We start from the raw sequence: 24,088 nt of genomic DNA on the forward strand, positions 1-24,088 counted from the left end.
ACCCACCTCGAGGCCGGGTGTGGCGGCTACTTCGACAGCGGTTGGGCCGCGGTGATCGCCGTGGCCAGCGTCGTGAACGCGGCTTCGTTGCCCGCGCCGGTGATCAGGATCCGCACCCCACCGAGGTCGGCGATCCAGCCGGTTTCCTCGGTCGGCTCGGTGTAGACGACCCACTTCTGCCCGGCCACCTCTTGTGTCCCGGTCGGGTAGCGCGAGCCGAGTTCCTGCCGCGACAACGCCTCCTCGGAGGCGCCGGTCTGCGAATACCGCATGTAGGTGCCCTGCGGCGTGATGTAGCCGACCGTGCTCACCGCACCGCCACCGGCGGCGGCGATGGTGTCGCGGCTGCCGGAGTTCGAGGTCCAGCCCTGCGGCAACGTCGGGTTGCGGATCGGGAACGACAGCGTCTTCGCGTCGGACTTCAGTGCGGCGTCGGCGTCGAAATGCGGGATCTGACCCTGCGTCGGGCCATTCGTCGCCACCGTGCACTGGCTCGCCACGCCCGCCAGCACCACCGCGGCCAGCACCAACGGGATCAACGACCAGAACAGATCGCGGTAGTCGTTGAAAATGCGGTGCTTGGTCTGTGCCACGGCTACCAGTATCCACTCGAGCCATGACCAGGCCGCCCAGGGGTCATCGCAGGAGGTCGTGCACGAGCGTGCCGTTTCGAAATGCGACAATGCCCCCGTATCACCAACGCCAAGGAGGCACTCCGCAATGACGCCCACCTCGCCCGTTCACAGCCGCCGCGAGGCACCTGATCGCAACCTCGCACTGGAGCTGGTCCGCGTCACCGAGGCAGGCGCGATGGCGAGTGGCCGTTGGGTCGGCCGTGGCGACAAGGAAGGTGGCGACGGCGCTGCCGTCGACGCCATGCGTCAGCTCGTCAGCTCGGTGTCCATGAAGGGCATCGTCGTCATCGGCGAAGGCGAGAAGGACGAAGCGCCGATGCTCTACAACGGTGAGCTCGTCGGCGACGGCACCGGCCCCGAGGTCGACTTCGCGGTCGACCCGGTCGACGGCACCACCCTGATGTCGAAGGGCTCCCCCGGCGCCATCTCCGTGCTCGCGGTCGCCGAGCGCGGCGCCATGTTCGACCCGTCCGCGGTGTTCTACATGCACAAGATCGCCGTCGGCCCCGACGCCGCGGGCTCGATCGACATCACCGCCCCGATCGGCGAGAACATCCGCCGCGTGGCCAAGGCCAAGCGCCTTTCGGTGTCCGACCTGACCGTCTGCATCCTGGACCGTCCTCGCCACGAGGACACCATCCAGCAGGCGCGCGACGCGGGCGCTCGCATCCGCCTCATTTCCGACGGCGACGTCGCGGGCGCCATCGCCGCCGCGCGTCCCGAGTCCGGCGTCGACATCCTGGTCGGCATCGGCGGCACCCCCGAGGGCATCATCGCCGCCGCCGCGCTGCGCTGCCTCGGCGGTGAACTGCAGGGCATGCTCGCCCCGAAGGACGACGAAGAGCGGCAGAAGGCGATCGACGCGGGTCACGACCTGGACCGCGTGCTCTCGACCACCGACCTGGTCTCCGGCGACAACGTCTTCTTCTGCGCCACCGGCGTCACCGACGGCGACCTGCTGCGCGGCGTGCGCTACTACGCGGGTGGCGCGTCCACCCAGTCGATCGTGATGCGGTCCAAGTCGGGCACCGTCCGCATGATCGACGCCTACCACCGCCTGACCAAGCTGCGCGAGTACTCCTCGGTCGACTTCGACGGCGACGACAGCGCGAACCCGCCGCTGCCCTGACATCAGCGGCCGGGGCCGCGGGTTCGCGGCCCCGAGGGCTCGCCCTTCGATGTATTCCCGCGGGCGGTGTGGGAATCGCCGCTGGTGTGGGGCCACCATTCGTGGTGTTCTCGTCCTAGGGTCGAACTATGGCTGACGACGACGGGCAGTACCGGATCGAGCACGACACCATGGGGGAGGTTCGCGTCCCTGTCGACGCCCTGTGGCGGGCGCAGACGCAGCGGGCCGTCGAGAACTTCCCGATCAGCGGACGTGGGCTCGAACGAGCCCAGATCCGGGCGCTCGGTCTGCTGAAAGCCGCCTGCGCGCAGGTCAACAAGGATCTGGGCCTGCTCGATCCGGTCAAGGCCGACGCGATCATCGCGGCGGCGGGCGAGATCGCCAACGGTGAGCACGACGACCAGTTCCCGATCGACGTGTTCCAGACCGGTTCGGGCACCAGCTCGAACATGAACGCCAACGAGGTGATCGCCTCGATCGCCGCGCGTAACGGTGTGACCGTGCACCCCAACGACGACGTGAACATGTCGCAGTCGTCCAACGACACCTTCCCCACCGCCACACACCTGGCCGCCACCGAGGCCGTGATCACCGACCTCGTTCCCGCGCTCGACCATCTGCGCCTCGCCCTGCTCGACAAGTCGCAGCAGTGGCGCACCGTGGTGAAGTCGGGCCGCACCCACCTGATGGACGCGGTGCCGGTGACGCTCGGTCAGGAATTCGGCGGCTACACCCGCCAGATCGCCGCGGGCATCGAGCGCGCGATGGCCACCCTGCCGCGCCTGGGCGAGTTGCCGATCGGCGGCACCGCGGTGGGCACCGGACTCAACGCGCCCGCCGGATTCGGCACGAAGGTCGTCGCGGAACTGGTGCGTACCACGGGAATCGACGCGCTGCGCGAGGCCCACGACCACTTCGAGGCGCAGGCCGCGCGCGACGGACTCGTCGAGGCCTCCGGCGCGCTGCGCACCATCGCCGTCAGCCTGACCAAGATCGCCAACGATATCCGCTGGATGGGTTCGGGCCCGCTCACCGGGCTCGGCGAATTGCAGCTGCCGGACCTGCAGCCGGGTAGCTCGATCATGCCGGGCAAGGTGAATCCCGTACTGCCCGAGGCGGTGACGCAGGTAGCCGTGCAGGTGGTCGGCAACGACGCGGCGATCGCGTTCGGCGGAGCAAGTGGCGCCTTCGAGCTCAATGTCTACATCCCGGTGATGGCCCGCAACCTGCTGGAGTCGATTCGCCTGCTGGCCAACGTTTCTCGACTGTTCGCCGACAGGTGCGTGAGCGGCCTGGTGGCCAATGAGGAGCACCTGCGCACGCTCGCCGAATCGTCGCCGTCGATCGTCACCCCGCTCAACTCGGCCATCGGTTACGAGGAAGCGGCCGCCGTCGCCAAAGAGGCACTGCGCGAGAAGAAGACGATCCGTCAGACCGTCATCGATCGCGGGCTGGTCCCGGACAAGCTCTCGCTCGAAGAGCTCGACCGCAAGCTCGACGTGCTGGCCATGGCCGACGTCGACCGCTGAGAACACGAACGGCCGCCACCTCGCAGGAGGTGGCGGCCGTTCGCGCAGCGGCTCAGGCCAGGTGCGCGAGTTCCGCGCGAGCCTTCTCGCCCGCTTCGCTGAAATCGGTGCGGGAGAAGATGTTCCAGCGCTGCAGCAGCGGCTTGAACACCAGTTCGTCCTCGTCGGCACGGTCGTAGATGCCCGCCTCGGCCAGCGCCTCGTCGCTCGATCCGCCACCGGGCAGATCCACGTGCGGCACCCGGAAGTCGGCGACTCGATCGGCGATCGCGCGCACCCCCTGGTCGGGAACCAAGTCGAGGGCGGCGGCGACGAGCGTGGCGAAGAACTCGGCCTGCAGCTCGTCGTCGGCGGCCAGCTTCTCGGCCATCGCGGTGACGGTCGGGTTCTCGCCGAGCGCGGCGGTGTTGCGATGACGGATCGCGGCAGCGGCCTCTTCGAACGCGCAGGTGGCCAGCACGTCGATCAGGTGCATGGGGGGCCGGTTGAAACCATCGGTCATGTGCTGCATGCGGGCCCGCTCGAGCGCGATCGGGTCCACCGCGCGCGTGAGCATGAGGTAGTTGCGGATCATGATCTCGTGGCGGTTCTCCTCCGCCGTCCACCGGCCGACCCAGCGCCACCAGGGGCCGATGCGCAGGTGCTTGCCGAGCTCACGGTGGTAGGACGGCAGATTGTCGGCGACCAGGACGCTCACGGTCAGCGCGAGCCTGGCGGTCTCGCTGAGCTCGGACTGTTCCGGGCTCCAGTCGGTGCCACCGAGGAAGGCGAAGTTGCGCCCGTCCGACCACGGCACCTGCTCGTGCGGCTGCCAGCCGTCGGCCACCTCGATGTGGCGACGCAGGTTGATTTCCACCTCGTCCGCGAGCGAATCCAGCAGCTCGCGGTCGGTCAAAGTTTTCTGCACCCAGACAACCTAGTACCTCGTACGCAAGCGCGGGGACCTACGGGGTGAACCGGGCCCCCGCGCTGGGGCGGAACACAACGCTCTTACTTGGGCGTCACCGTGATCTCACCGTTGACCCAGGTGATGGTGCCGCCGGTGAAGTCGCTCTGCTTGCCGCCTGCGATGTCCTTCTCGTCGCTGGTCGGGTAGCCCAGCGTGCCGTTGGCGCCGCCGTTGGCCTCCCACGCCTCGCGAATCTCACCCCACACGATGTGGGCACCGGCATCCTTGCTCCAGTAGATGGTGCCGCCGGTGAAGTCCTGGTACTGGCCGCCGTCGGGGCCGGATTCCTGGGCTTCTTCCGGTACGCCGAGCGGGCTGGCCGCGCCGCCGGCCGCCACGTACTTCTTGTAGACCTCGCCGGAGATGGTGATGTCACCGTTCGGGGTGGAGACGGTGGTCGATTCACCTGCGGCTCCACTGGTGGTGGCCGCACCGGAGGTGGTCTCGGTACCGGAGGTGGTTTCCGAACCCGGGGTGGTGGTCATGCTGCCCATGCCCGGCATGGTGGTCGCGCTGCCCCCTGGGGCGCCCATCGCGGAAGTCACCGAGGCGACGGCGTCGTTGGCCTTGTCCTGGTCGTCGTCGCTGCAGCCGGCGGCGAGCAGCAGACCCGCCGCGGCCAGGACCGCGGCGCTCCCGGCAACAGTACGTCGAGCGAAGTGGTTCATATCCATCCTCTCGCGAGTGGCTCCCCCCGGGGGTGCCCCGGATTGGAGCCTGGCCGACATCCGCAACGGCCCGGCGGAACAGTGTTCGCCGAGCCGTTGCTGGATTGGTGTCGGAGCGGATATTACCCACCGTTTGCGGTAATCAAACGGATTCGGACCGTGACGCGGCCCGATTGCCGGTGATTACGCGCTGGGCCCGTACTCCTCGAGCATCTCGGTCACCAGCGCCGCGATCGGCGAGCGCTCGCTGCGAGTGAGCGTGATGTGCGCGAAAAGCGGATGGCCCTTGAGCTTTTCGATCACCGCCGCCACGCCGTCGTGCCTGCCCACCCGCAGATTGTCGCGCTGGGCGACATCGTGGGTGAGCACCACCCGAGAACCCGTGCCGAGACGGCTCAACACCGTCAGCAGCACATTGCGCTCGAGCGACTGCGCCTCGTCGACGATCACGAACGAATCGTGCAGCGACCGACCACGAATGTGGGTCAGCGGCAGCACTTCGAGCATGTCGCGACTGAGCACCTCCTCGAGCACCTCACGGCTGGCCAGCCCGTCGAGCGTGTCGAAGACGGCCTGTGCCCACGGGCCCATCTTCTCGCTCTCCGAACCCGGCAGATAGCCCAGTTCCTGCCCGCCCACCGCGTAGAGCGGCCGGAACACGACCACCTTGCGCTGGGTCCGGCGCTCCAGTACCGCCTCGAGCCCGGCGGTCAACGCCAGCGCCGACTTACCGGTACCGGCACGCCCACCCATCGACACGATCCCGATGCTCTCGTCGAGCAGCAGATCGAGTGCGATGCGCTGCTCGGCCGAGCGCCCGTGCAGACCGAATGCCTCCCGCTCCCTGACCAGTTGGATCCGCTTGTCGGCGGTGACCCGGCCCAGTGCGCTGGAGCTGCTGCCCAGCAACCGAACACCGGTGTGGCACGGCAGTTCTCGCGCATCGTCGAGGTCGATCACCGAATCGGTGTAGAGCTGATCGATCTGGGAGCCCGAGACGTCGAGTTCCACCATTCCGCTCCAGCCGGAGGTCACCACGTCCTGGGCGTGGTATTCGTCGGCCGACAAGCCGACCGCGCTGGCCTTGACGCGCAGCGGGATGTCCTTCGAGACCAGCACCACGTCTTCGCCCTCGGCCGAGAAGTTCAGCGCGCAGGCCAGGATGCGGGAATCGTTGGTGTCGGAACGGAACCCGGCGGGCAGCACCGACGAGTCGGTGTGGTTGAGCTCCACCTGCAGGGTGCCGCCGTCGGTGCCGATGGGCAGCGCCTGGTCGAGCCTGCCGTGCTGCACACGCAGGTCATCGAGCATGCGCAGAGCTTCGCGGGCGAACCAGCCGAGCTCGTGGTGGTGCCGTTTCGCCTCCAGCTCACTGATCACGACCAGGGGTAGGACCACACTGTGTTCCCCGAACCGGGTGACGGCCCAGGGATCCGACAGGAGTACAGAGGTGTCGACGACAAAAGTCTTGCGACCGGAACGTGAGGGGCGAGCCCCTTTCTTCGAGGCCGAATTGCTCGAGGCCGAGGCCGAGGCCGTGTGCTTCGCGGAAGCGGAAACGGAGCGTGCAGCAGTCACGGTGGGCTCCTTATGTGTTCGCACGGCACCCGCGCGAACGATCTCGCTGGACCGGTCCGTCCTTGTGGGCGTTCGACGCTGAGTCAACCGCCCCGAGGGCCAGGTGCCGGCCCTCTCGCACTGAGTAGCTCAGTCACGGTCAGGACCTCCCGTACGAATCACACCGACGCGACTCGCATCACCGACGCTACCGCCGAATTCGTAGCCGCGCTGCTGGACCGGCACACGTGTCCGTGAATTTGTCGTTAACCGGCACTGTCGCGCCGGATCCGGCGCGTCCGCGCCGCCGAGCGCTAGAGTCGATGGCATGGCCGATGAACAGGATCTGGACAAGCTGTCGTCGAAAGAACTGCACGATCGCGCGGTGAAGACCGCCGTGCACCGCGGTGATGTGAAGTTCCTGTGGGAACTGCTCAAGTCGATCCCGGCAGCCCAAGCCGAGGCGGGCGACCTGGGTGAGAGCTCGGCCGACATCAAGTACGTGCTGCCGATGATCGACGACTACTTCCACGCGGGCGACGGCAAACTGGCCGATGTGCTGCGACCGACCTACCTGGCGTATCTGCGCAAGCACCAGTAGTCAGCGTCCGCGGATCGCCTCAACCACGCCCACGATGGTGCCGCGCAGGACGTTGCCCTTGCTGAAGTGGTCGTCCCACAGCACGATTCGGCCGTCGCGCAACTCGAAGGTGCCGCTCACCCAGAAGCCGATCCGCACCGGGCCCACGTGCAGGTAGTCGGTGCGGTCGGTGAGCACGATGTCGCCATCGGCGGCGATGTGGTGGATCTCCGCCGAGAACCCGAGCTTGGGACGATCCAGGCTGCGCAACACCGCGGCGACTCGCTTCTTGCCACGCACGCTGGGCAGCGAGGCGTTCTTCCAGACGATCTCGGGATCGAGCAGATCCAGCGACTCGTCCACCGCACTGAGCTCGAGCGCGTTGAAGAATTCGCGCACGATGGTGACAGCGGGCTCCGGCAGTTCCGGCTCGTCGGTCATGAGATGAGCCTAGGGCCCCGATCGCCGTGGGACCAGTGGTCCGCTCAGTTCCGCTGGTCGATCAGGACGGCGAGTCCGGCGATGATGCGGTCGACGCCGAACCGCAGGGCGTCGTTCGGGCCGCCTCTGCCCGCCGGGGCGGCGGCTTCCTCGGCGAAGGCCGCGAGTACCTCGGGGTAGCGGCCCGCGGCGGCGGTCATCATCGCGGTGAACTGCTCGGTGAACTGTAGTTCGCCGTCGCCGCTCACCGAGGCGACCTGCTGGGCCAGATTGCGGGCGTGACCGTTGAGCAAGACGATCGTGTCCAGCTTCTCCGAGCCGGTGAGGCCGGTCCCCGCCAACGCGGTGAGCGCGGCTTCGGTCCACCCCATCTCGTTCGGACCGAAGGGGCGCATGCCGAGGGTGAGCTCGATCGTCCACGGGTGCGCGAGATAGCGGGCGAAGATCGCCTCGCCCCAGTCCCGCAGACCGGTGCGCCAATTCTGTTGCGCACTCGCGGTATTCGGCGGCTCGCCCATCGCCGCGTCGAGCATCAGCGCGGTGAGCTGCTCCTTGCCCGGCACGTACCGGTACAGCGACATCTTGGTGAAGCCGAGGCGTTCGGCCAGGCGCTGCATCGACAACGCGGACAGCCCCTCGGCATCGACGAGCGCGATGGCCTCGGCGACGATCCCGTCGAGGGTGAGCGCGGGTTTGGGCCCGCGCTTGGGGCGCTGCGTGGTCCCCCACAGCAGCTCGACTGTGGTCGGCGGCGGCATCTGTCCATCCTCTCGAAAATCATCTTGACGCGAAACTGTGTCTACCATACTCTTATCTGCATCCACCGGATACAGATTCCATCGGACACAGAACTTCTAGGAGATCCCGTGCGTACCGTTCTCATCTCCGGCGCCAGCGTCGCCGGCCCCGCCCTTGCCTACTGGCTGCATCGATACGGCTTTTCCGTCACCGTCGTCGAGCGCGCCCCCGCACTCCGAGCGGGCGGACAGGCGGTGGACTTCAAGGGCAGGACCCACCTCGCCGTGCTCGAGCGGATGGGCATCCTCGACGAGGTTCAGGCCAGGCGTACCGGCACCACCGACCTGGTTCTCGTCGACGCCGACGGGCGCGAGCTCGGGGTGATGTCGGGCGAGTTCACCGGCGGCGACCTCGAGATCCTGCGCGGCGACCTGGCCGAGATCATGTACGACAGGACCGCCGACTCCGTCGAATACCTCTTCGGCGACACCATCACCGACCTGCACGACACCGGCGACGGGGTGGCGGTGCGGTTCGAGCACAGCCAGCCGCGCACCTTCGACCTCGTCCTCGGCGCCGACGGAATCCATTCCCGGGTAAGGAAATTGGCGTTCGGCCCCGAATCCGACTACGTCACACACCTGAATTATTACTACTGCGTGGCAGGCGCGAGCCGCTGGAGCGACGCGGCCACCCCCCGCGACAAAGCGTCAGGCTACGCCCACAACACCCCGGGCAAACTCGCCATCGACAGCGGCCCGAAGGCGCAGCAGATGTACATGTTCGCCGCTCCCGAACTCCACTTCCCCCGCGACGACGCCGCCGCCCAACGCCAGATCATCGAAGAAACCTTCGCCGACATGGGCTGGCACGTTCCCCGCATGCTCACCGACCTGGCCGACTTCGACGACATCTACCTCGATTCGATCAGCCAGGTCCGCCTGAACGGCGCCTACACCCGCGGCCGCGTCGCCCTCGTCGGCGATGCCGCCTACGGAAACACCCTGGCGGGCTTCGGCACCGGCCTCGCCGTCGTCGGCGCGTACGTGCTCGCGGGCGAACTGGCCGCCGCCGCGGGCGATCACGTCGCCGCCTTCGCCAACTACGACCGAATCATGAAGCGCTACGCCAAAATCGCGGGCAACACCAACGCGGGCCACTTCCTCGCACCGAAGACCGCCCTCGGCATCAGGGCCCGCAACTGGTTCCTCGGCTCCCGCTTCTTCACCCTGATGATGAAGTACGGCGACAAAGCCGCCAACGACATCGACCTGATCGACTACCCGCAACTGGTCGGGGTGTGAGACGGCAGATCGCCGAGCGGCGGGCGCAGGTGCGCCCATGGTGCCGCGCGTTCGATCGCGGCGGCCAGGCGCAGCACCGTGGCGTCGGCGAGGTGGCGGCCGATGATCTGCACACCTACCGGCAGTCCGTCGCGGGTCGACCCCGCGGGCACGCTCGCCGCGGGCTGGCCGGTGAGGTTGGCGGGATAGTTGAAGCCGATCCAGGCGGAGTCCGACACCTGGTGACCGTCGATCTCGGTGGGACCGCGCCCCTCGATCGGGAACGCGGGTACCGCCGAGGTCGGGGTGACCAGCACGTCGTAGCGAGTCATCAAGCGCGCCATGGCGTTCACCACCGCCTTACGGGTGATATTGGCGTCGGTGAACTGGTGCGCCGTCCACGGTGCGCGCAGCCAATCGACCAGGTGCGGTGACATCCGATCCCCGTGCCGATCGATCATCCGGCGCATGCCGGTCAGATCCGTCTCTGCCACGATCAGTGCCGAGAACGCCTCGGTCGGATCGGGCCACTCCGGCACCACCTCCTCCACCACACAACCGAGCCGATCGGCGATGACATCGGTGACCGCCGCGGTGACGACACGGCGTACCTCGGGATCGACTGCGAGATAACCGAAATCGACGCTGAACCCCACCCGCAATCCCGCTACGGAATCCTCGCGCGCGCTGCCCGCCGCGGCGGCGCCGAGCCAGTCGACGTCACCACAGGGAATCGAGTGCCGGTCGCGGGGATCCGGTCCGGCGAGCACCGACAACATCAGCGCGGCATCGGCGACCGTGCGGGTGATCGGGCCGATGTGTTCGATGCTCTCCCAACCGGATACGCCGGGCATTCGTTCGTCGCGGCACCCCGGATACACCGGGATGCGACCCATGGACGGCTTCACCCCCACCAGCCCGCACAGCGCCGCGGGCACCCGGACCGAGCATCCGCCGTCGCTGCCGAGCGCGACGGTCGCCATGCCCGCCGCCACCGCGGCGGCCGAGCCCGCGCTGGAACCGCCTGGGGTGAGCGCGGGGTTCCATGGGTTGCGGGTGGTCGGGAACAGCGGATTGTCACCGGTCGCGCTGTAACCGAACTCGGAGGTGTTGGTCTTGCCGAGGCAGATCGCGCCCGCCGCCAGACTGCGTCGCACCACGATGTCGTCTTCGTCGGGAACGAAGTCTCGATACACCCACGAGCCGAAGGTGGTGCGCACTCCCGCGGTGCTCAGCAGATCCTTGATCCCCATCGGCACCCCGGCCAGCGGACCCGGGTCGCCGCCGTTGGCCAGCTTGTCGGCGACCCGATGCGCCTGTGCCAGAGCTAGTTCCGGTGTCGGGGTGCAGAAGGCGTGCAGGGTGGGGTCGAGCTGTTCCATCCGGGCGAGCGCGGACTCGACGACCTCGACCGGGGAGACCTCGCGGGCCCGGATCAACGCGCCGAGTTCGGTCGCGCTGCATCGGGTCAGCTCCCCCGCACTCACGCCGGCACCTTCGCGGCATCCACCACAGCTGTGCGCGTGCGGCTTTCGACTGCGAGCGTTACGCCGACCAACACCGCGAAGGCGACGACGAAGCCGACCACCGCGTCGACCGAGCCGGGCAGTCGGTAGTGCGCGATTCCCGCCGCCGTGGCTCCCAGCGCCCACGCGGCGAAGGCGCTCCATCGGATATCGACCAGTGCCGAATAACCGCGCCGGTTACGCAACAGATGATCGGCCAGCAGCACGGCGCCGATCGGCGGCACGAACACCCCGAGCAGCATCAGCCAGTCCACGATCCGGCTCCACACTCCGGTCAACGCGATGATCGTGCCGACACCGCCGAGCGCCAACGCCATCCCGCGCATACGCAACGGCGTGATCCCCGACCAGCCGACGGCGCCGTTGTAGAGGCAGTGCGAGGCGACCGAGCCGAGATTGGTGAGCAAGAACAGCACCGCGAGACCGGTGAGCAGCGCGCCGTGCCCCGTGAGCAGGCCGAGGAACGCGCCGCCTTCGGTACCGGGATCGCCGACCCCGCCGACCGCGACCACAAGCCCGCCGACCAGGAAGGAGATGGTGTTGGCGAACGGAAAAGCGCTGGCGGCGGCCAGTACCGCGCTGCGGCCGTCGGCCGCCCAGCGGGTGAAGTCGGCGGTCATCGTGCCGGAGTCGGCGAAACCGGCGATCACGATGCCGACACACGCCAAGAAACCGAGCGCGTCGCCGTGCGCCTCATAGGACAACACCCCGCTCAGCGTGGCGTCGCCGTCGCGCAGGCCGAAGTACAGCGCGATCGCCGCCATCACAAGGAACAGCGGAGCGCCGATCATCCCGATCACCGAGAGCGCGCGGATGCCCGCGACCGTCAGCGCGGTGTAGATGACGGCGCCCAACAGCGCACCCCACAGCGGACTCCAGCCGAACACACCATGCAGGGTCGTACCGGTGAGACCGATCTGATACGAGAACCAGCCGATCACCACACTCGCGAGAAACCCTGCGGCGACGACCTTTCCACGTCGCCCGAAGGCCGACATGGCCTGTAGCGAGAAGTTGCGGCCGGAGTTGCCCGCGATCCAGCTCAGCGCGCCGACATAGCCGAAGAGCAGCAGGTTGCCGAGCAGGATCGCCCAGAAGCCGAGAACCAAGCCCTGATTGAATACGATCAGCCCACCGAAGACCGCGTTCCCGATGCACATCGGGAAGCCGACCCACACCGCCGCGACCGATAGCGTGCTTCGCCTAGCAGCAATCGGCACTGGTAAATGCTCATATTCCGCGGCTGAATCGAGTTCATCTGACGCTGGGGCCGACTGGACCGACATGATGCTCACCGGACTTCCTGTGATATTTTCGTATACGAAATCACGGGGAAGGGTAGGCAGGCCAGATTACCGTCGGGCGCTTCGCCGGTTACGTCGATGTGACTCACCCCCAGCGGTTGACTTGGAGTGCACTCCAGGTCATATCGTCGATCTCATGACCATTCGACTCGGTTATCAGATGCCCAACTTCAGCAACACGTCCTCGGTGCGTGCGCTGTTTCCCGCGGTGATCGCGCAGGCCAGGGAGGCGGAGGCGGCGGGCTTCGATGCCGCTTTCGTGATGGATCACTTCTATCAGTTACCGGTGATCGGCGAGCCGGAGGAGCCGATGCTGGAGGCCTACTCGGCACTGTCCGGTCTGGCTACCGCGACCGAGCGAATTCAATTGTCCGCCTTGGTAACCGGCAATACCTATCGGAATCCGGCGCTGCTCGCCAAGACGGTCACCACGCTCGACGTGGTGAGTGGCGGGCGGGCGGTGCTCGGGATCGGGGCGGGGTGGTTCGAGCTCGAGCATCAGCAGTACGGGTTCGAGTTCGGCACGTTCACCGAACGATTCGAGCGGCTCGACGAGGCATTGCAGATCATCACGCCGATGCTGCGCGGGCAGCGCTCCACCTTCGACGGCAAGTGGTACCGCACCGAGAACGCGATGAACGAACCCCGCATCCGCGACGACCTGCCGATCCTGCTCGGCGGTGGCGGCGAGAAGAAGACCTTCGGCATGGCGGCCCGTTACGCCGACCACCTCAACATCATCTGCAACGCCACCGAACTGCCACGCAAACTCGACGCCCTGCACCAGCGGTGCGCCGAAGCAGGACGCGACCGCGCCACCCTCGAAACCAGCTTCCTCGCCTTCGTCATCGTCGACCAGGACGGTGACCGCGCCAGGAAACTACAGTCCGAGATGCTCGCGCGGCTCGGTATCGACCTGTCCACGATGACCGACGCCGAACGCCTCGCCAGCATCGCCGACCGCCAATTCGTCGGCACCCCTGACGAAGTCGCCGAACAGGTCAAGGCGCGCGTGCTCGACCACGGCGTCGACGGCATCATCGTCAACCTGATCACCAACGGCCACGAACCCGGCGTCATCGAGCAGGTCGGTCGCGCCCTGCGCCCCCTGGTGAGCTGAGCTCACCACGACGCGAAGTGGTCTTCTCCCCGTTGACGGATCTGTTGGCGACGGCGGAAGAAGACCTCTTCGGGGGTGACGGTGGTCAGGGCGTCGGTGATGCGGCTCAGACGGGTGTCGTAGCGGTTCTCGTGGATGTGGCGTTCGATGCCGGCTTGCCATTCGGGGGAAAGGCGCGACCAGATCGCGGCGACCCTGGCCTGGGCGGCCGGTTCGGATTCGGCGAGTAGTTGCAGGAGAGCGGGCCAGTAAGTGGCGTCGGTCGCGTGGGCGGGCAGGGCGGCTACCGAGGTCTCGTCCAGTTCGGCGAGGGTCGCGGCGATGTGACGGCGGGCCGGTTCGCTCAGTCGGGCCGACAGTGCGAACAGGCCGCGCCACGGGTCGGCTTCGTTTTTGCCGTCCAGCGAGCGGACCAGCGCGCCGAGCACGTCGGTGTCGGCGAACTGGGGGTTCGTCGACAGTGCCCACAGCGCCACCGGATTGAGCCGGCCGATCACGGTGAGTAGGGCGGTGGACGCGTTCCGGTTGACCGCGGTGAGCAGGAACCGACCGACCTCGTGGGTGGTGCCGCGGCCGAAGAAGATGTCACCGAGGCTGCCCGCGATATCGGGGGCGACCTTGCAGAACAACGCGAGCATGGCGTGATGCAGGGTGGGTGGACCGGCCAGCACCGTCTGGAGCATTCCCGGGATCCGCTGTCGCGGGCCCGCGAGCAATTGCCGGACGATCCGGCTCAGCGTGTGCGCGGGGTAGGCGTAGGCGGCGGTGAAGATCAGCCCGGCGTCATCGTGGACCGTCTGCTCCAAGGCCGCGATCAGCGGCTCGTCCACCACCGCGAGGAACCGCGCCGCCGTCACGTAGTCGCGACGCCGCAGCAGCTCGTTGATGATGAGGGTGATCGGCTCCGGACTGCCGTATCGCATCAGCTGTTCGAAGACGTTCGGGTCGAGGTACGGCGCGCCGTCTGCCGCGTAGACGGCGTCGACCGCGCACAACGCCTGCGCGCACTTCACCGGATGTTTGACCCCGACCGCGCCGAGGAATCTGGCCGCCAGTACCGGCGGCACCACCCGCTCGAACAGCGCGACGCCGAGTCCGACCGGAAAGATCGGCACGACCGGGCCGATCCGGCGGAACGTAGCCGCGTGCTCGGCGTGCAGCGCGCGCAGAATCTGCTGGTGCATCGCCGAAAGGTGCACCGCGCCGAGACGAGCCAGCGGCGCGAGGTGTTGCGGCGGCACCTGCAGCGTGCGCGCGAGTACGACGAGTTGAGTCTGGGCTTCCAGTTCGGTCTCGATCATCGGTTCAGCTGCCGAACATGATCTTGCGGGTGATCTTGCGCAGCGGACCGGGCATCGCGATGAGCGCGGCGTCGATGGCCCGGCGCAATGCCCGCACCTCGTTGGCCCGCGCGGCTCGGAACAGTTCGATCAGCTCCCTGGCCTCGGCCTCGGTGAGCAACTCGAACGCATGCACCTCCCCGCCGACCTCACGCGCAAGCTCACGTCGATATCCCATGCGGACTGACCATGCCGTATTCCATTACCCCCGTAGGCACTTACTCAGAATTTTGTGCGTTCCGACAATCACACGTCACAACCCCTGTCACCGCGACACGCTCCTGCTACGAACGGCGAATCGCCCCGGTAGACCGAGTTTTCGGTCTACCGGGGCGATTCGCGAGTGCGAGTCGGTCTCAGCCGAGCAGGCGCCAGTCCTCGAGGCCCTGGTAGAGCGGGACGCTCTGGGCCAGCTTGGAGACCCGACCACGCAGCGTGTCGGTGTCGGAGGAGCCCGCGAGGGTGGCGGCGATGATGTCGGCCACCTCGGTGAACTCGGCGTCGCCGAAACCACGGGTCGCCAGCGCGGCCGTGCCGATGCGCAGGCCCGAGGTGACCATCGGGGGGCGCGGGTCGAAGGGGACCGCGTTGCGGTTGACGGTGATGCCGACCTCGTGGAGGAGGTCCTCGGCCTGCTGACCGTCGAGCTCGGAGTTGCGCAGGTCGACCAGGACCAGGTGCACGTCCGTGCCGCCGGTGAGGACGGAGACGCCCTTGTCCTTGACGTCGGCGCCGGTCAGACGCTCGGCGAGGATGCGGGCGCCGGACAGGGTCCGGACCTGCCGGTCGGCGAACTCCTCGGTGGCGGCGATCTTGAACGCGGCGGCCTTGGCGGCGATCACGTGCATGAGCGGGCCGCCCTGCTGGCCGGGGAAGACCGCGGAGTTGAGCTTCTTGGCGAACTCCTGCTTGGCCAGGATCAGGCCGGAGCGGGGGCCGCCGAGCGTCTTGTGCACGGTGGAGGACACGACGTCGGCGTAGGGCACCGGCGAGGGGTGCAGACCGGCGGCGACCAGACCGGCGAAGTGGGCCATGTCGACCCACAGGTAGGCGCCGACCTCGTCGGCGATCTCGCGGAAGCGAGCGAAGTCCTGGTGACGCGGGTAGGCCGACCACCCGGCGACGATCACCTTCGGCTTGGCCTTGAGTGCGATGTCACGCACCTCGTCCATGTCGATGCGGTGGTCTTCCTTGCTCACGCCGTAGGAGTGCACGTCGTAGAGCTTGCCCGAGAAGTTCAGGCGCATACCGTGGGTGAGGTGCCCGCCGTGCGCGAGATCGAGGCCGAGCAGGGTCTCGCCCGGGTTCATCAGCGCCATCAGCACCGCGGCGTTGGCCTGCGCGCCCGAGTGGGGCTGCACATTGGCGAACTCGGCGCCGAACAGTTCCTTGGCGCGGTCGCGAGCCAGGGTCTCCACCACGTCGACGGCCTCGCAGCCACCGTAGTAGCGGCGGCCCGGGTAACCCTCGGCGTACTTGTTCGTGAGGACGGAGCCCTGCGCCTGCAGGACCGCGCGCGGCACGAAGTTCTCCGAAGCGATCATCTCGAGGGTGTCGCGTTCGCGGGCGAGCTCGCCCGCCATCGCGGCGGCCAACTCGGGATCGAGCTCACCGAGAGACTGGGTATTCACCGAAGCGGTCGTCTGCGTCACGCCTGCGAGTCTATTGCCGACCGTGTACGCGCCGAGCACGGGGATACCGCAACACCGTCCGAGCCGCCACCTGAGAGACCAGGGTCACACCACGCCTGACCAGGTTCGATAGCCGTCGAACACGACAGACTCGGCGAAACGACCCGTCCGACGGTGACCGATGACACAGAGATGACCGCCCCGCCCGGCTGCGCCGTCATCCAGTAGCGACGCTCATCCGCCGGATCGCCCCCGGCGTCAGCGGCTCATCGAGCAGACGCCCGAACCGCTCGACCCGATCCTGGGCGCCGACCGCGCCGTCGAGCCAGCCACCGAGCAACCGGTAGCCCTCGACATAGGTGCTGATGTAGGCCCGCCACAGCGGCGAGGAGAGAAACCGCAACGACTGCCGCGCCCGCTCCGGCGTCGCCAGGATCCACCGCTGCAGAAACAGCGCCACCTCGTCCTCGCCGCGGTGCTGATCGTGCAGCAGCAGCGCGGCGTCCTGACGCACGTTCAGCAATTTCGCCGACGCGGTCGAGAAGCGTTCGGCCCGTTCACCGTCGAAACGAAGGCCGAGGTCGGCGTAGATCTCCTGGGCCCACACGCCCCAGCCGGGTCCGACGATCGACTGCAGGGCGAGGTCGGCGAGGCCCTCGGCCATCAGGCACTGCGGGGTGTTGACCAGGAACAGAGTCTGCTCGTCCTCGCCCGCCGCGACCAGTCCGGCTTCCTTGCGGCAGTGCTCGGTGTGATGGCCGGGGTAGGCCTCGTGCGCGATCAGCGCGGGGAGGTTGCCCATGTGCTGTTTGAGGTCGGAGTTGATCGCCACCGTCGAGGCGAAATTGCCGAGGTAGTAGTTGAAGCCGGACCAGGGCTTGTCGCCGACGACCTCGTAGGTGACGTGCTCGTGGTCGGGTAGCGGATACCGGTCGCGCACCCGCTCACGCAGGGCACTGGAGAATGCTTCGACGCAGGTAGCGAGCTTTTCCGGCGGGATCTCGTCGCCGCGACGGTAGGCGGCGGCGCGTTCGGCGAGCGGGCCGTCGCCGCCGAGCACCTCGTCCATCTGCCGGTGCGCTTCGCGATAGTCGTCTGGGTCACCCGGTGCGATGTCGACGTCGAAATAGGCGCGGACCTCGTCGACGAAACCGATCTGCTCACCGGCGAACTTGCGAGCCGAGCACTCCATCGCCACCAGGTGGGCATCGAGGAATTCGGTGCGCTGAGCCGAGAGCCCGGCATCGGGCAGGGCGGCCCGCAGGTCGACGGCGCGCCGGGCCAGCTCGGCGGGTTCGGGGACGGCGGCGTTCTCGACATCGCGACGCAGTTGCGGATCGCCGGTATAGGCGTCGACGAAGCCCTCTTCGAGGCGATCGAAAGCCAAACCGAGGCGCAGATATTCAGTGACAAGTGGATGTGACCCCATCCGCCCGACATTACGTGGTCTCCCGGAAAATGGCGCCTTACCTCGGCATTGTCACTAGTTACCGACCGGTAGCCAAACCCCCTGTTGCGCGCGGACGGCGAGCACGGAGCACAATCTCGCTATGCGGTCAGAGTTATCCCGGATCTCACCAGACGGGCAGCCAAGCTGTGCGGATGCGCCTGGACGGAGGGTCGGGTAGGTGGCACGGATGAGTGAACCGAGCCCCTATGTGGAGTTCGATCGAAGCCAGTGGCGCACCCTGCGCAAATCGACTCCCCTCGTCCTGACCGAGGACGAACTGACCGGCCTACGCGGTCTGGGTGAGCAGATCGACCTCGAGGAAGTCGCCGAGGTCTACCTGCCGCTGGCCAGGTTGATCCATCTCCAGGTCGCGGCGCGGCAGCGGTTGTTCGCCGCCACCGCCACCTTCCTCGGGGAGAAGCACCCCGACAAGCAGGTGCCGTTCGTGATCGGCGTCGCGGGCAGTGTCGCGGTCGGCAAGTCGACCACCGCGCGCGTGCTGCAGGCGCTGCTGGCGCGCTGGGATCATCACCCGCGGGTCGACCTGGTGACCACCGACGGATTCCTTTATCCCACCGCCGAACTCACCCGCCGCGGCATCATGCACCGCAAGGGTTTCCCGGACAGTTACGACCGGCGCAAGCTGCTGCGGTTCGTCACCGAGGTGAAGTCGGGCGCCGAAGAGGTGTGCGCGCCGGTGTATTCGCACAAGTCCTACGACATCGTGCCCGACGAGAAGCACTGTGTGCGTCAGCCCGACATCCTCATCGTCGAGGGCCTGAATGTGTTGCAGACCGGTCCGCGACTGATGGTGTCGGACCTGTTCGACTTCTCCATCTATGTCGACGCCCGCATCGAGGACATCGAAAACTGGTATGTGCAGCGCTTTCTCGCGTTGCGCAAGACCGGCTTCGCCGACCCCGACGCGCACTTCCACCACTATGCGGCGTTCAGCGACGAGCAGGCCACCGCGGCCGCGCGCGATATCTGGAACTCCACCAACCGACCCAACCTGGTGGAGAACATCCTGCCCACCCGTCCGCGCGCCACCCTGGTGCTGCGCAAGGACTCCGATCACACGATCAACAGGTTGCGCCTGCGCAAGCTCTGATCAGCCTGCGCGGCAACAGATTCCGCGATCCGATCGCGAACGGGTCAGCCGTTCGCGGTCGGCGGCGCACCGAGCGAGATGACCTGCTTCGCCAATTCCTCACGGACACCGCCCCTGTGCACAACCAACACCCCGTGCGGAGTGCCGCGCGCATCGGTGGGTTCACCGGCGACCACCTCGATCACCGACCCCGGCACCCGCCGGAGCATGTCGACCACCGGGTACTCCCCCACCGGCGCCCATCCCTGCGCCGCGGACTGCAGCCGGTCGACCATGCTCGGCGCGCCGACGAGATCGGCCCATTTGCGGGTGGCGATCGTGATCGATCCGTCTTCGCTCCAGCGCGGGCTGTACACCGCGGAGCACTCGCCCGGCAGCGTGGGCAGCGACCGGACACCGTTGGTCGCGACATCGATGGTGGCCACGTTGCCGCTGCCGCAGGTCGCGCTGCGCGCCGTCGCCCCGGCCAGGACGAAGGTGTGCCCATCGGGTCCGGCGGCGGCGGAGAGTCCGGCGTCGATGCCGGGCACGCGGCCCAGCGGCAGGATGGCGTCGGCGCCGATGGCATAGAGGTGGCTCTTCTCCCACCACAGTCCGCGCGATTCGACCCTGGCCAGCAGCACGAATTCATCGGTGGCCGCCACCAGCTCGGCGCCGTTCCACGTGCCACCAGTCAATGGACTCGGCGAATCCGGCAGGATGATCTCACGTTCGGGTGCGGCGGGCTCGGAACCGGCCAGATCCATGCTCATGATCTCACCGGGCTCACGCCACCAGCCGATCACCGAACCACGCAGCCCCACCGCGTTGGTGCAGTCGCACGGTATGCGGGTCACCGACCGGTCCCGCACACCCAGCGCCACCAGCGTCTTACTGCTCGTCTCCACCGAGAACGCGTACTGCCCGTCCTCGGTGAAGGTCACCGCGGCCGACGAATGGCCGAAACTACCCGGCGCCCGCACGGTTTCGGCGCCGTGCACCACCGCCAGCTCGGCGTCGGTGCGATAGGCGAACACGGGCCCCTTGGCGGCCTGCTCCTCGGCGGGTGTCAGTCGTGGCGGCGCGGGCTGCTCGACCTCACCGCAGCCCGCGACGACCATCGCGGCGCCGCACACCGCGCCGAGCACCGCGATCCGCGCACGCCATCCGCTCGCCTTCGTCGCAATTCCCACAGCTCACACCCCTGCAATGTGTCGTCGGGCCCGGTCTCGCGCAGCAGCCTAGCCGGGGGACGTCGCGGATCGGGCTTACTCCGCTACAACTTCCAGGCCGCGTCGAGCCTGGTCGCCACGTCGATATTGCGGACGGCCGCGATCTCGGGCTTGCGGATCTCCTGGGCGACATACCGGGCGACGAATCGGCGGATCTCGTGGTCGACACTGGCCAGCACGCGCAGCAGCTCACCACGCTTGGAGCTACTGGCGACATTGACCCGCACATCACCGGGACGTGGCTCGGCGATATCGATGACCACCCGCAGCGGGTCGGCGGTGCGCGCGGTGAGATGCAGATGCACGGTGCCGTCGACGCGGAACCGCGACCGGTCCACCGCCAGATCGAGGACCAGATCCACATGCAACGGGATGGTCAATTCGAAGGAGATGAACGCGTCGACGAAACGCAGGATTCGTGGCTGCATGAGCTCCACCTGCGCGGTGACCTTCGCCAGCCGCCCCGGCCCCACCCCGATCGGCCCGAAATCGAAAGCGGCCCCGGTGAGTTGGCCGAACGCGTCGGCGATGCGTTGCTCGGAGACGGCGTATTCCAGGAAACGCCTGCCGAATTCCTCATAGCTGATGTAAGAAGGCTGTTCGGGTTCCACTGACCGCAGAGTACGCGACGGCTACGACATCACACGCCGAAACGGCGGTGCCGCGCCGCGTAATCCCTTAGTGCGCGCAAAAAGTCGACGCGCCGGAACTCCGGCCAATACGCCTCGGTGAACCAGATCTCCGAATAGGCGCTCTGCCACAACAGGAAACCCGAAAGTCGCTGCTCACCAGATGTTCTGATCACCAGATCGGGGTCGGGCTGACCGGAGGTGTAGAGGTGCTGGCCGATCGCGTCGACCGTAATCGACTGCACCAGGTCCTCTCCCGACTCCCCCGACGCGATCTCCTGCCGCACCAGCGACCGCACGGCGTCGGTGATCTCCTGGCGTCCGCCGTACCCCACCGCGACGTTCACGTGCACGCCGTCGCGCCCGCTCGTCCGCTCGGCGGCTACCCGCAGGCGCTTGGCGATCAGCTCGGGGAAACCCTCGAGCGACCCGACGATCCGCACGCTCCAGTTCTGCTCGGGGGCGGACAGTTCCTCGACGACATCGGTGATCACTTCGAACAGGGTCTCGAGCTCATCGGCATCGCGGCGCAGGTTCTCGGTCGAGAGCAGGTAGACGGTGACCATCTCGATGCCCTGGTCGGAACACCAGCCGACGAGCTCGGCGATTTTCAGCGCGCCGACCCGATGGCCGTGGCTGACATCGGTGAACCCGTTCTCGCGCGCCCAGCGACGATTGCCGTCGCACATCACGGCGACGTGGCGAGGGTGCTGCTTGTCTGCCAGCTGCTGTGACAGCCTGGCTTCGTAGATGCGGTACGGCAATCCACGCACCCGACCAAGAAACTCCACGCCCGCACCCTACGCTCCCCCGCCTCTCCGGGAATTTTGCCGGTCGTGGGCGGGGTGTGGTCGGGGGCACGTTCTGTGGTGTCGAGGTGGGGGTTTGACGTACGGTTGGGAGCGTAACTTACGGTACCGTAGGTTTTGGCCCTGGAGGTTTCGTGGAGGCAGTTCTGACTGAGATCGGCACGGTGAGCAAGCCGCGGTTTCGGGGGTGGATTCACACCTGGGCGGTGGGCGTTGCCGCTGTCGCGGTGACGGTGCTCGTGGTGTTCGGGTTCCTGACGTCGTTGACGGCGGGATGGTCGACCTTGCTGTACGGGATCTCGGTGTGCGCGCTGTTCGGGGTGAGCGCGGTGTATCACCGGGTCACCTGGGCGAGCGTGCGGACCCGGGTGCGGATGAAGCGGGCCGATCATTCGATGATCTTCCTGTTCATCGCGGGCAGCTACACGCCGTTCGCGCTGCTCGGATTGCCCGGGCGGACCGGGCAGATCCTGCTGGTCGTGGTGTGGGCCGGAGCCATCGCCGGGATCGCGCTGAAGCTGTTGTGGCCCACCGCGCCCGCCTGGGTCGGGGTGCCGCTGTATCTGTTGCTGGGGTGGGCGATCGTGCCCGTGATTCCCGAGCTGCTGCGCAACGTCGGGGTCGCGCCGCTGGTGCTGCTCGCGGTCGGCGGCGTGATCTACAGCGTGGGGGCGATTCTGTACGCGACCAAGTGGCCCAATCCCTGGCCCGACTTCGGACATCACGAGTTCTTCCATGCGGCGACGGTGGTCGCGGCCCTGTGTCACTACATCGCGATCTGGCTGGTCGTGCTCGGCTGAACGGCGCGTGCGCGTCGCCCCGGTCGGCGCGCCTTCTATGCTCGGTAGTTGTGTCACCCGTCAGCGCAGCTCGTGATGCCCGGGCGTCCTCGGGCGCCGGGTCAGGGCGTGTGCGGTGAACCGGCTGGTCCGGTGGGCGCTGCAGTCCTACTGGGGGCTGGCGCTGGTGGTCATTACCGCCAACATGGTCGGAGTCACGGCCATCTTCCTGGTCAGCTGGGCGGGCGGGGTGTTCAGCCGCCTCGGCAACGATTGGCGCGACGCGGCAGCGCTGATCCTGATCTATCCGATCATCGCCTTCTCGGTCGGGATCGGGATCGCCCTCTACGACCGGCGCCGATATATGCGCTGGCTCGACGACAACCGCAAACCGACGCCGGAGGAAGCGCGAATCCTGATCCGGCTACCCGCCGCGATCACCCTGCGCGCGATCATCCTGTGGACGCCGGGCGTCGTGTTGACGGTGTGGCTGGTCGACCGGTTCACCGACTATCACAACATCACCGTGCTGCTGGCCGGATTCGCCCTCGGCGGGCTGGAAGCGGCGGGCGCGATCTATCTGATCCTGGACCGCCTGATCCGACCGGCGGTGCCCATCATCGCCGCGGTGCTCGGGCCGACCGTGCATCCCACCTCGACCGTGCTGGTGCGGGTGCTCGTCACCTGGGCGGTATCCAGTGCGCTGCCGGGGCTGATCATCATCGTGGTCCTCAGCGATACCACCACGTCCGCGGAGGACCGGGTGCGCGCCGCCTTGCTGTTCTCGATCGTCGCCCTCGGTGTCGGCGCGCTCGCCACCGCCTTGCTCGCGCGCTCGGTGGCGACGCCGATGCGCGCGATGTACCGGGCGCTGGACCGGATCACCCGCGGCGAACTCGATGTGCGGGTGCCGGTCGGCAGCGCGAGTGAGATCGGCCGGCTCGAACACTCGGTCAACGAACTCGCCGCCACCCTGCGCGATCGGATGCACACCGAGGACGTCTTCGGCCGACACGTCGGCTCCACCGTGGCCGAACGCGCGCTGTCGGGCAGCACCGACCTCACCGGCGATGTGCGCATCGTCTCGGCGCTGTTCATCGACGTCACCGGCTCGGTCCAGCTGTCCGCCGAAATGGCGCCGGAGGATTTCGTCCACAAGCTCAACCGGCTGCTCGCCACGGTTGTCGCGGCCACCGAGGACAACGGCGGCCTGGTGAACAAATTCGCCGGCGACGCCGCCCTGTGCATCTTCGGCGCCCCTTCCGCCCTGCAGGACAACGCCACCCCTGCCCTTCGTGCCGCCCGCCGCATCCGCGACGAAGTAGTCGCCACCGGCGAACTCGACGTCGGCATCGGGGTGGCCCGTGGGCAGGTGTTCGCCGGCGACGTCGGCGCCGACACCCGCCTCGAGTTCACGGTCATCGGCGACGCCGTCAACGCGGCAGCCCGCCTCACCGCCGTCGCGAAGGAAGCGCCGCGACGGGTACTGGTGAGCGATTCGGTGTGGCAGGCCGCCACTCCGACCGAGCGGTCCAAGTGGAAGCGCTACAAGGACTTACGCCTGCGCGGAATCCCCGGGCGAACACGAACCTGGACGGACATCTCGCCGGGTAAGTGAGTCCGAGCAGCCGATAGCTATCGACCGACGATCAGGCGTACCGCGCGGATC

General features: G+C 67.6%; 23 protein-coding genes. 8 read left to right on the forward strand and 15 right to left on the reverse strand.

From position 1 onward, the window contains the following. Positions 1-26: 26 nt before the first annotated feature. Entirely contained in the window at positions 27-593 is a 567-nt protein-coding gene (locus OHS03_RS23530) for a DUF4245 domain-containing protein (RefSeq protein WP_328657088.1), read from the reverse strand. Between the two features lie 127 nt (positions 594-720). Here OHS03_RS23530 and glpX point away from each other — a divergent pair, with 127 nt between their 5' ends. Next, entirely contained in the window at positions 721-1,764 is a 1,044-nt protein-coding gene (gene glpX, locus OHS03_RS23535; protein WP_056813608.1) for a class II fructose-bisphosphatase, read from the forward strand. Between the two features lie 128 nt (positions 1,765-1,892). Continuing rightward, positions 1,893-3,293 carry a class II fumarate hydratase gene (locus tag OHS03_RS23540; RefSeq protein ID WP_328657090.1) on the forward strand — a complete coding sequence of 467 codons (1,401 nt, stop codon included), beginning with the start codon at positions 1,893-1,895 and terminating at the stop codon, positions 3,291-3,293. A gap of 52 nt (positions 3,294-3,345) precedes the next feature. On the opposite strand, the gene OHS03_RS23545 is transcribed toward OHS03_RS23540, so the two are convergent. The 3 genes from OHS03_RS23545 to phoH2 all read right to left on the reverse strand — a co-directional run bounded on the left by OHS03_RS23545 (position 3,346) and on the right by phoH2 (position 6,488). Beyond that, positions 3,346-4,200 (reverse strand): acyl-ACP desaturase, encoded by an 855-nt coding sequence (locus OHS03_RS23545; RefSeq protein WP_328657092.1) that lies wholly within the window; start codon positions 4,198-4,200, stop codon positions 3,346-3,348. 83 nt (positions 4,201-4,283) lie between these two features. Next, positions 4,284-4,910, reverse strand: a complete 627-nt coding sequence (locus OHS03_RS23550; protein ID WP_328657094.1) for an LGFP repeat-containing protein — start codon at positions 4,908-4,910, stop codon at positions 4,284-4,286. Between the two features lie 183 nt (positions 4,911-5,093). Then, positions 5,094-6,488, reverse strand: a complete 1,395-nt coding sequence (gene phoH2 / locus OHS03_RS23555; protein WP_082843528.1) for an RNA 5'-3' helicase PhoH2 — start codon at positions 6,486-6,488, stop codon at positions 5,094-5,096. Positions 6,489-6,795: 307 nt separating this feature from the next. Here phoH2 and OHS03_RS23560 point away from each other — a divergent pair, with 307 nt between their 5' ends. Continuing rightward, positions 6,796-7,068, forward strand: a complete 273-nt coding sequence (locus tag OHS03_RS23560) for a hypothetical protein (RefSeq protein ID WP_328657097.1) — start codon at positions 6,796-6,798, stop codon at positions 7,066-7,068. On the opposite strand, the gene OHS03_RS23565 is transcribed toward OHS03_RS23560, so the two are convergent. Then, on the reverse strand, positions 7,069-7,488 hold the full coding sequence (locus OHS03_RS23565; RefSeq protein WP_328657099.1) for a limonene-1,2-epoxide hydrolase family protein: 420 nt from the start codon (positions 7,486-7,488) through the stop codon (positions 7,069-7,071). A 44-nt stretch (positions 7,489-7,532) separates the two neighbouring features. Beyond that, entirely contained in the window at positions 7,533-8,246 is a 714-nt protein-coding gene (locus OHS03_RS23570) for a TetR/AcrR family transcriptional regulator (protein ID WP_328657101.1), read from the reverse strand. Positions 8,247-8,354: 108 nt separating this feature from the next. Here OHS03_RS23570 and OHS03_RS23575 point away from each other — a divergent pair, with 108 nt between their 5' ends. Further along, positions 8,355-9,530 carry an FAD-dependent monooxygenase gene (locus OHS03_RS23575; protein ID WP_328657103.1) on the forward strand — a complete coding sequence of 392 codons (1,176 nt, stop codon included), beginning with the start codon at positions 8,355-8,357 and terminating at the stop codon, positions 9,528-9,530. Here the strand turns inward: OHS03_RS23575 and OHS03_RS23580 are convergent. After that, on the reverse strand, positions 9,506-10,996 hold the full coding sequence (locus OHS03_RS23580) for an amidase (RefSeq protein ID WP_328657105.1): 1,491 nt from the start codon (positions 10,994-10,996) through the stop codon (positions 9,506-9,508). The genes OHS03_RS23575 and OHS03_RS23580 overlap by 25 nt on opposite strands. Continuing rightward, positions 10,993-12,321 carry a purine-cytosine permease family protein gene (locus OHS03_RS23585; RefSeq protein WP_328664379.1) on the reverse strand — a complete coding sequence of 443 codons (1,329 nt, stop codon included), beginning with the start codon at positions 12,319-12,321 and terminating at the stop codon, positions 10,993-10,995. Before OHS03_RS23585 ends, OHS03_RS23580 begins: the two co-directional genes overlap by 4 nt. A 154-nt stretch (positions 12,322-12,475) precedes the next feature. Between OHS03_RS23585 and OHS03_RS23590 the strand changes: the two genes are divergently transcribed. Beyond that, positions 12,476-13,459 carry an LLM class F420-dependent oxidoreductase gene (locus tag OHS03_RS23590; protein ID WP_328657106.1) on the forward strand — a complete coding sequence of 328 codons (984 nt, stop codon included), beginning with the start codon at positions 12,476-12,478 and terminating at the stop codon, positions 13,457-13,459. A gap of 2 nt (positions 13,460-13,461) precedes the next feature. Here the strand turns inward: OHS03_RS23590 and OHS03_RS23595 are convergent, their stop codons facing one another. The 4 genes from OHS03_RS23595 to OHS03_RS23610 all read right to left on the reverse strand — a co-directional run bounded on the left by OHS03_RS23595 (position 13,462) and on the right by OHS03_RS23610 (position 17,859). Continuing rightward, positions 13,462-14,760: a hypothetical protein gene (locus tag OHS03_RS23595; protein WP_056813630.1), complete on the reverse strand. Its 1,299-nt coding sequence runs from the start codon at positions 14,758-14,760 to the stop codon at positions 13,462-13,464. A 4-nt stretch (positions 14,761-14,764) separates the two neighbouring features. Next, positions 14,765-14,977 carry a hypothetical protein gene (locus OHS03_RS23600; RefSeq protein ID WP_131816804.1) on the reverse strand — a complete coding sequence of 71 codons (213 nt, stop codon included), beginning with the start codon at positions 14,975-14,977 and terminating at the stop codon, positions 14,765-14,767. Positions 14,978-15,155: 178 nt separating this feature from the next. Next, a complete protein-coding gene (gene glyA / locus OHS03_RS23605) occupies positions 15,156-16,451 on the reverse strand; it encodes a serine hydroxymethyltransferase (protein ID WP_056816047.1) in 1,296 nt (431 codons plus the stop codon). 196 nt (positions 16,452-16,647) lie between these two features. Further along, complete coding sequence (locus tag OHS03_RS23610; protein WP_056813633.1) at positions 16,648-17,859, reverse strand: hypothetical protein; 1,212 nt, start codon at positions 17,857-17,859, stop codon at positions 16,648-16,650. Positions 17,860-18,058: 199 nt separating this feature from the next. Here OHS03_RS23610 and coaA point away from each other — a divergent pair, with 199 nt between their 5' ends. After that, positions 18,059-18,991 (forward strand): type I pantothenate kinase, encoded by a 933-nt coding sequence (gene coaA / locus OHS03_RS23615; protein ID WP_056813636.1) that lies wholly within the window; start codon positions 18,059-18,061, stop codon positions 18,989-18,991. A gap of 44 nt (positions 18,992-19,035) precedes the next feature. Here coaA and OHS03_RS23620 read toward each other — a convergent pair whose 3' ends face one another. The 3 genes from OHS03_RS23620 to OHS03_RS23630 all read right to left on the reverse strand — a co-directional run bounded on the left by OHS03_RS23620 (position 19,036) and on the right by OHS03_RS23630 (position 21,622). Next, positions 19,036-20,163, reverse strand: coding sequence for a hypothetical protein (locus OHS03_RS23620; protein ID WP_328657108.1), 1,128 nt, complete (start codon positions 20,161-20,163; stop codon positions 19,036-19,038). Between the two features lie 83 nt (positions 20,164-20,246). Further along, entirely contained in the window at positions 20,247-20,813 is a 567-nt protein-coding gene (locus tag OHS03_RS23625; protein WP_056813643.1) for a hypothetical protein, read from the reverse strand. 29 nt (positions 20,814-20,842) lie between these two features. Then, positions 20,843-21,622 (reverse strand): isoprenyl transferase, encoded by a 780-nt coding sequence (locus tag OHS03_RS23630; protein ID WP_056813646.1) that lies wholly within the window; start codon positions 21,620-21,622, stop codon positions 20,843-20,845. A gap of 152 nt (positions 21,623-21,774) precedes the next feature. Between OHS03_RS23630 and trhA the strand changes: the two genes are divergently transcribed. Both trhA and OHS03_RS23640 read left to right on the forward strand, forming a co-directional pair. Further along, entirely contained in the window at positions 21,775-22,440 is a 666-nt protein-coding gene (gene trhA / locus OHS03_RS23635; protein WP_084465817.1) for a PAQR family membrane homeostasis protein TrhA, read from the forward strand. 115 nt (positions 22,441-22,555) lie between these two features. Continuing rightward, the gene (locus OHS03_RS23640) at positions 22,556-24,037 is read left to right on the forward strand and encodes an adenylate/guanylate cyclase domain-containing protein (RefSeq protein WP_328657109.1); all 1,482 of its coding nucleotides are present in this window, start codon (positions 22,556-22,558) and stop codon (positions 24,035-24,037) included. The last annotated feature ends 51 nt before the right edge of the window (positions 24,038-24,088 follow it).

The organism is Nocardia salmonicida (assembly GCF_036142455.1).
GTDB classification, from domain to species: Bacteria; Actinomycetota; Actinomycetes; order Mycobacteriales; family Mycobacteriaceae; genus Nocardia; species Nocardia salmonicida.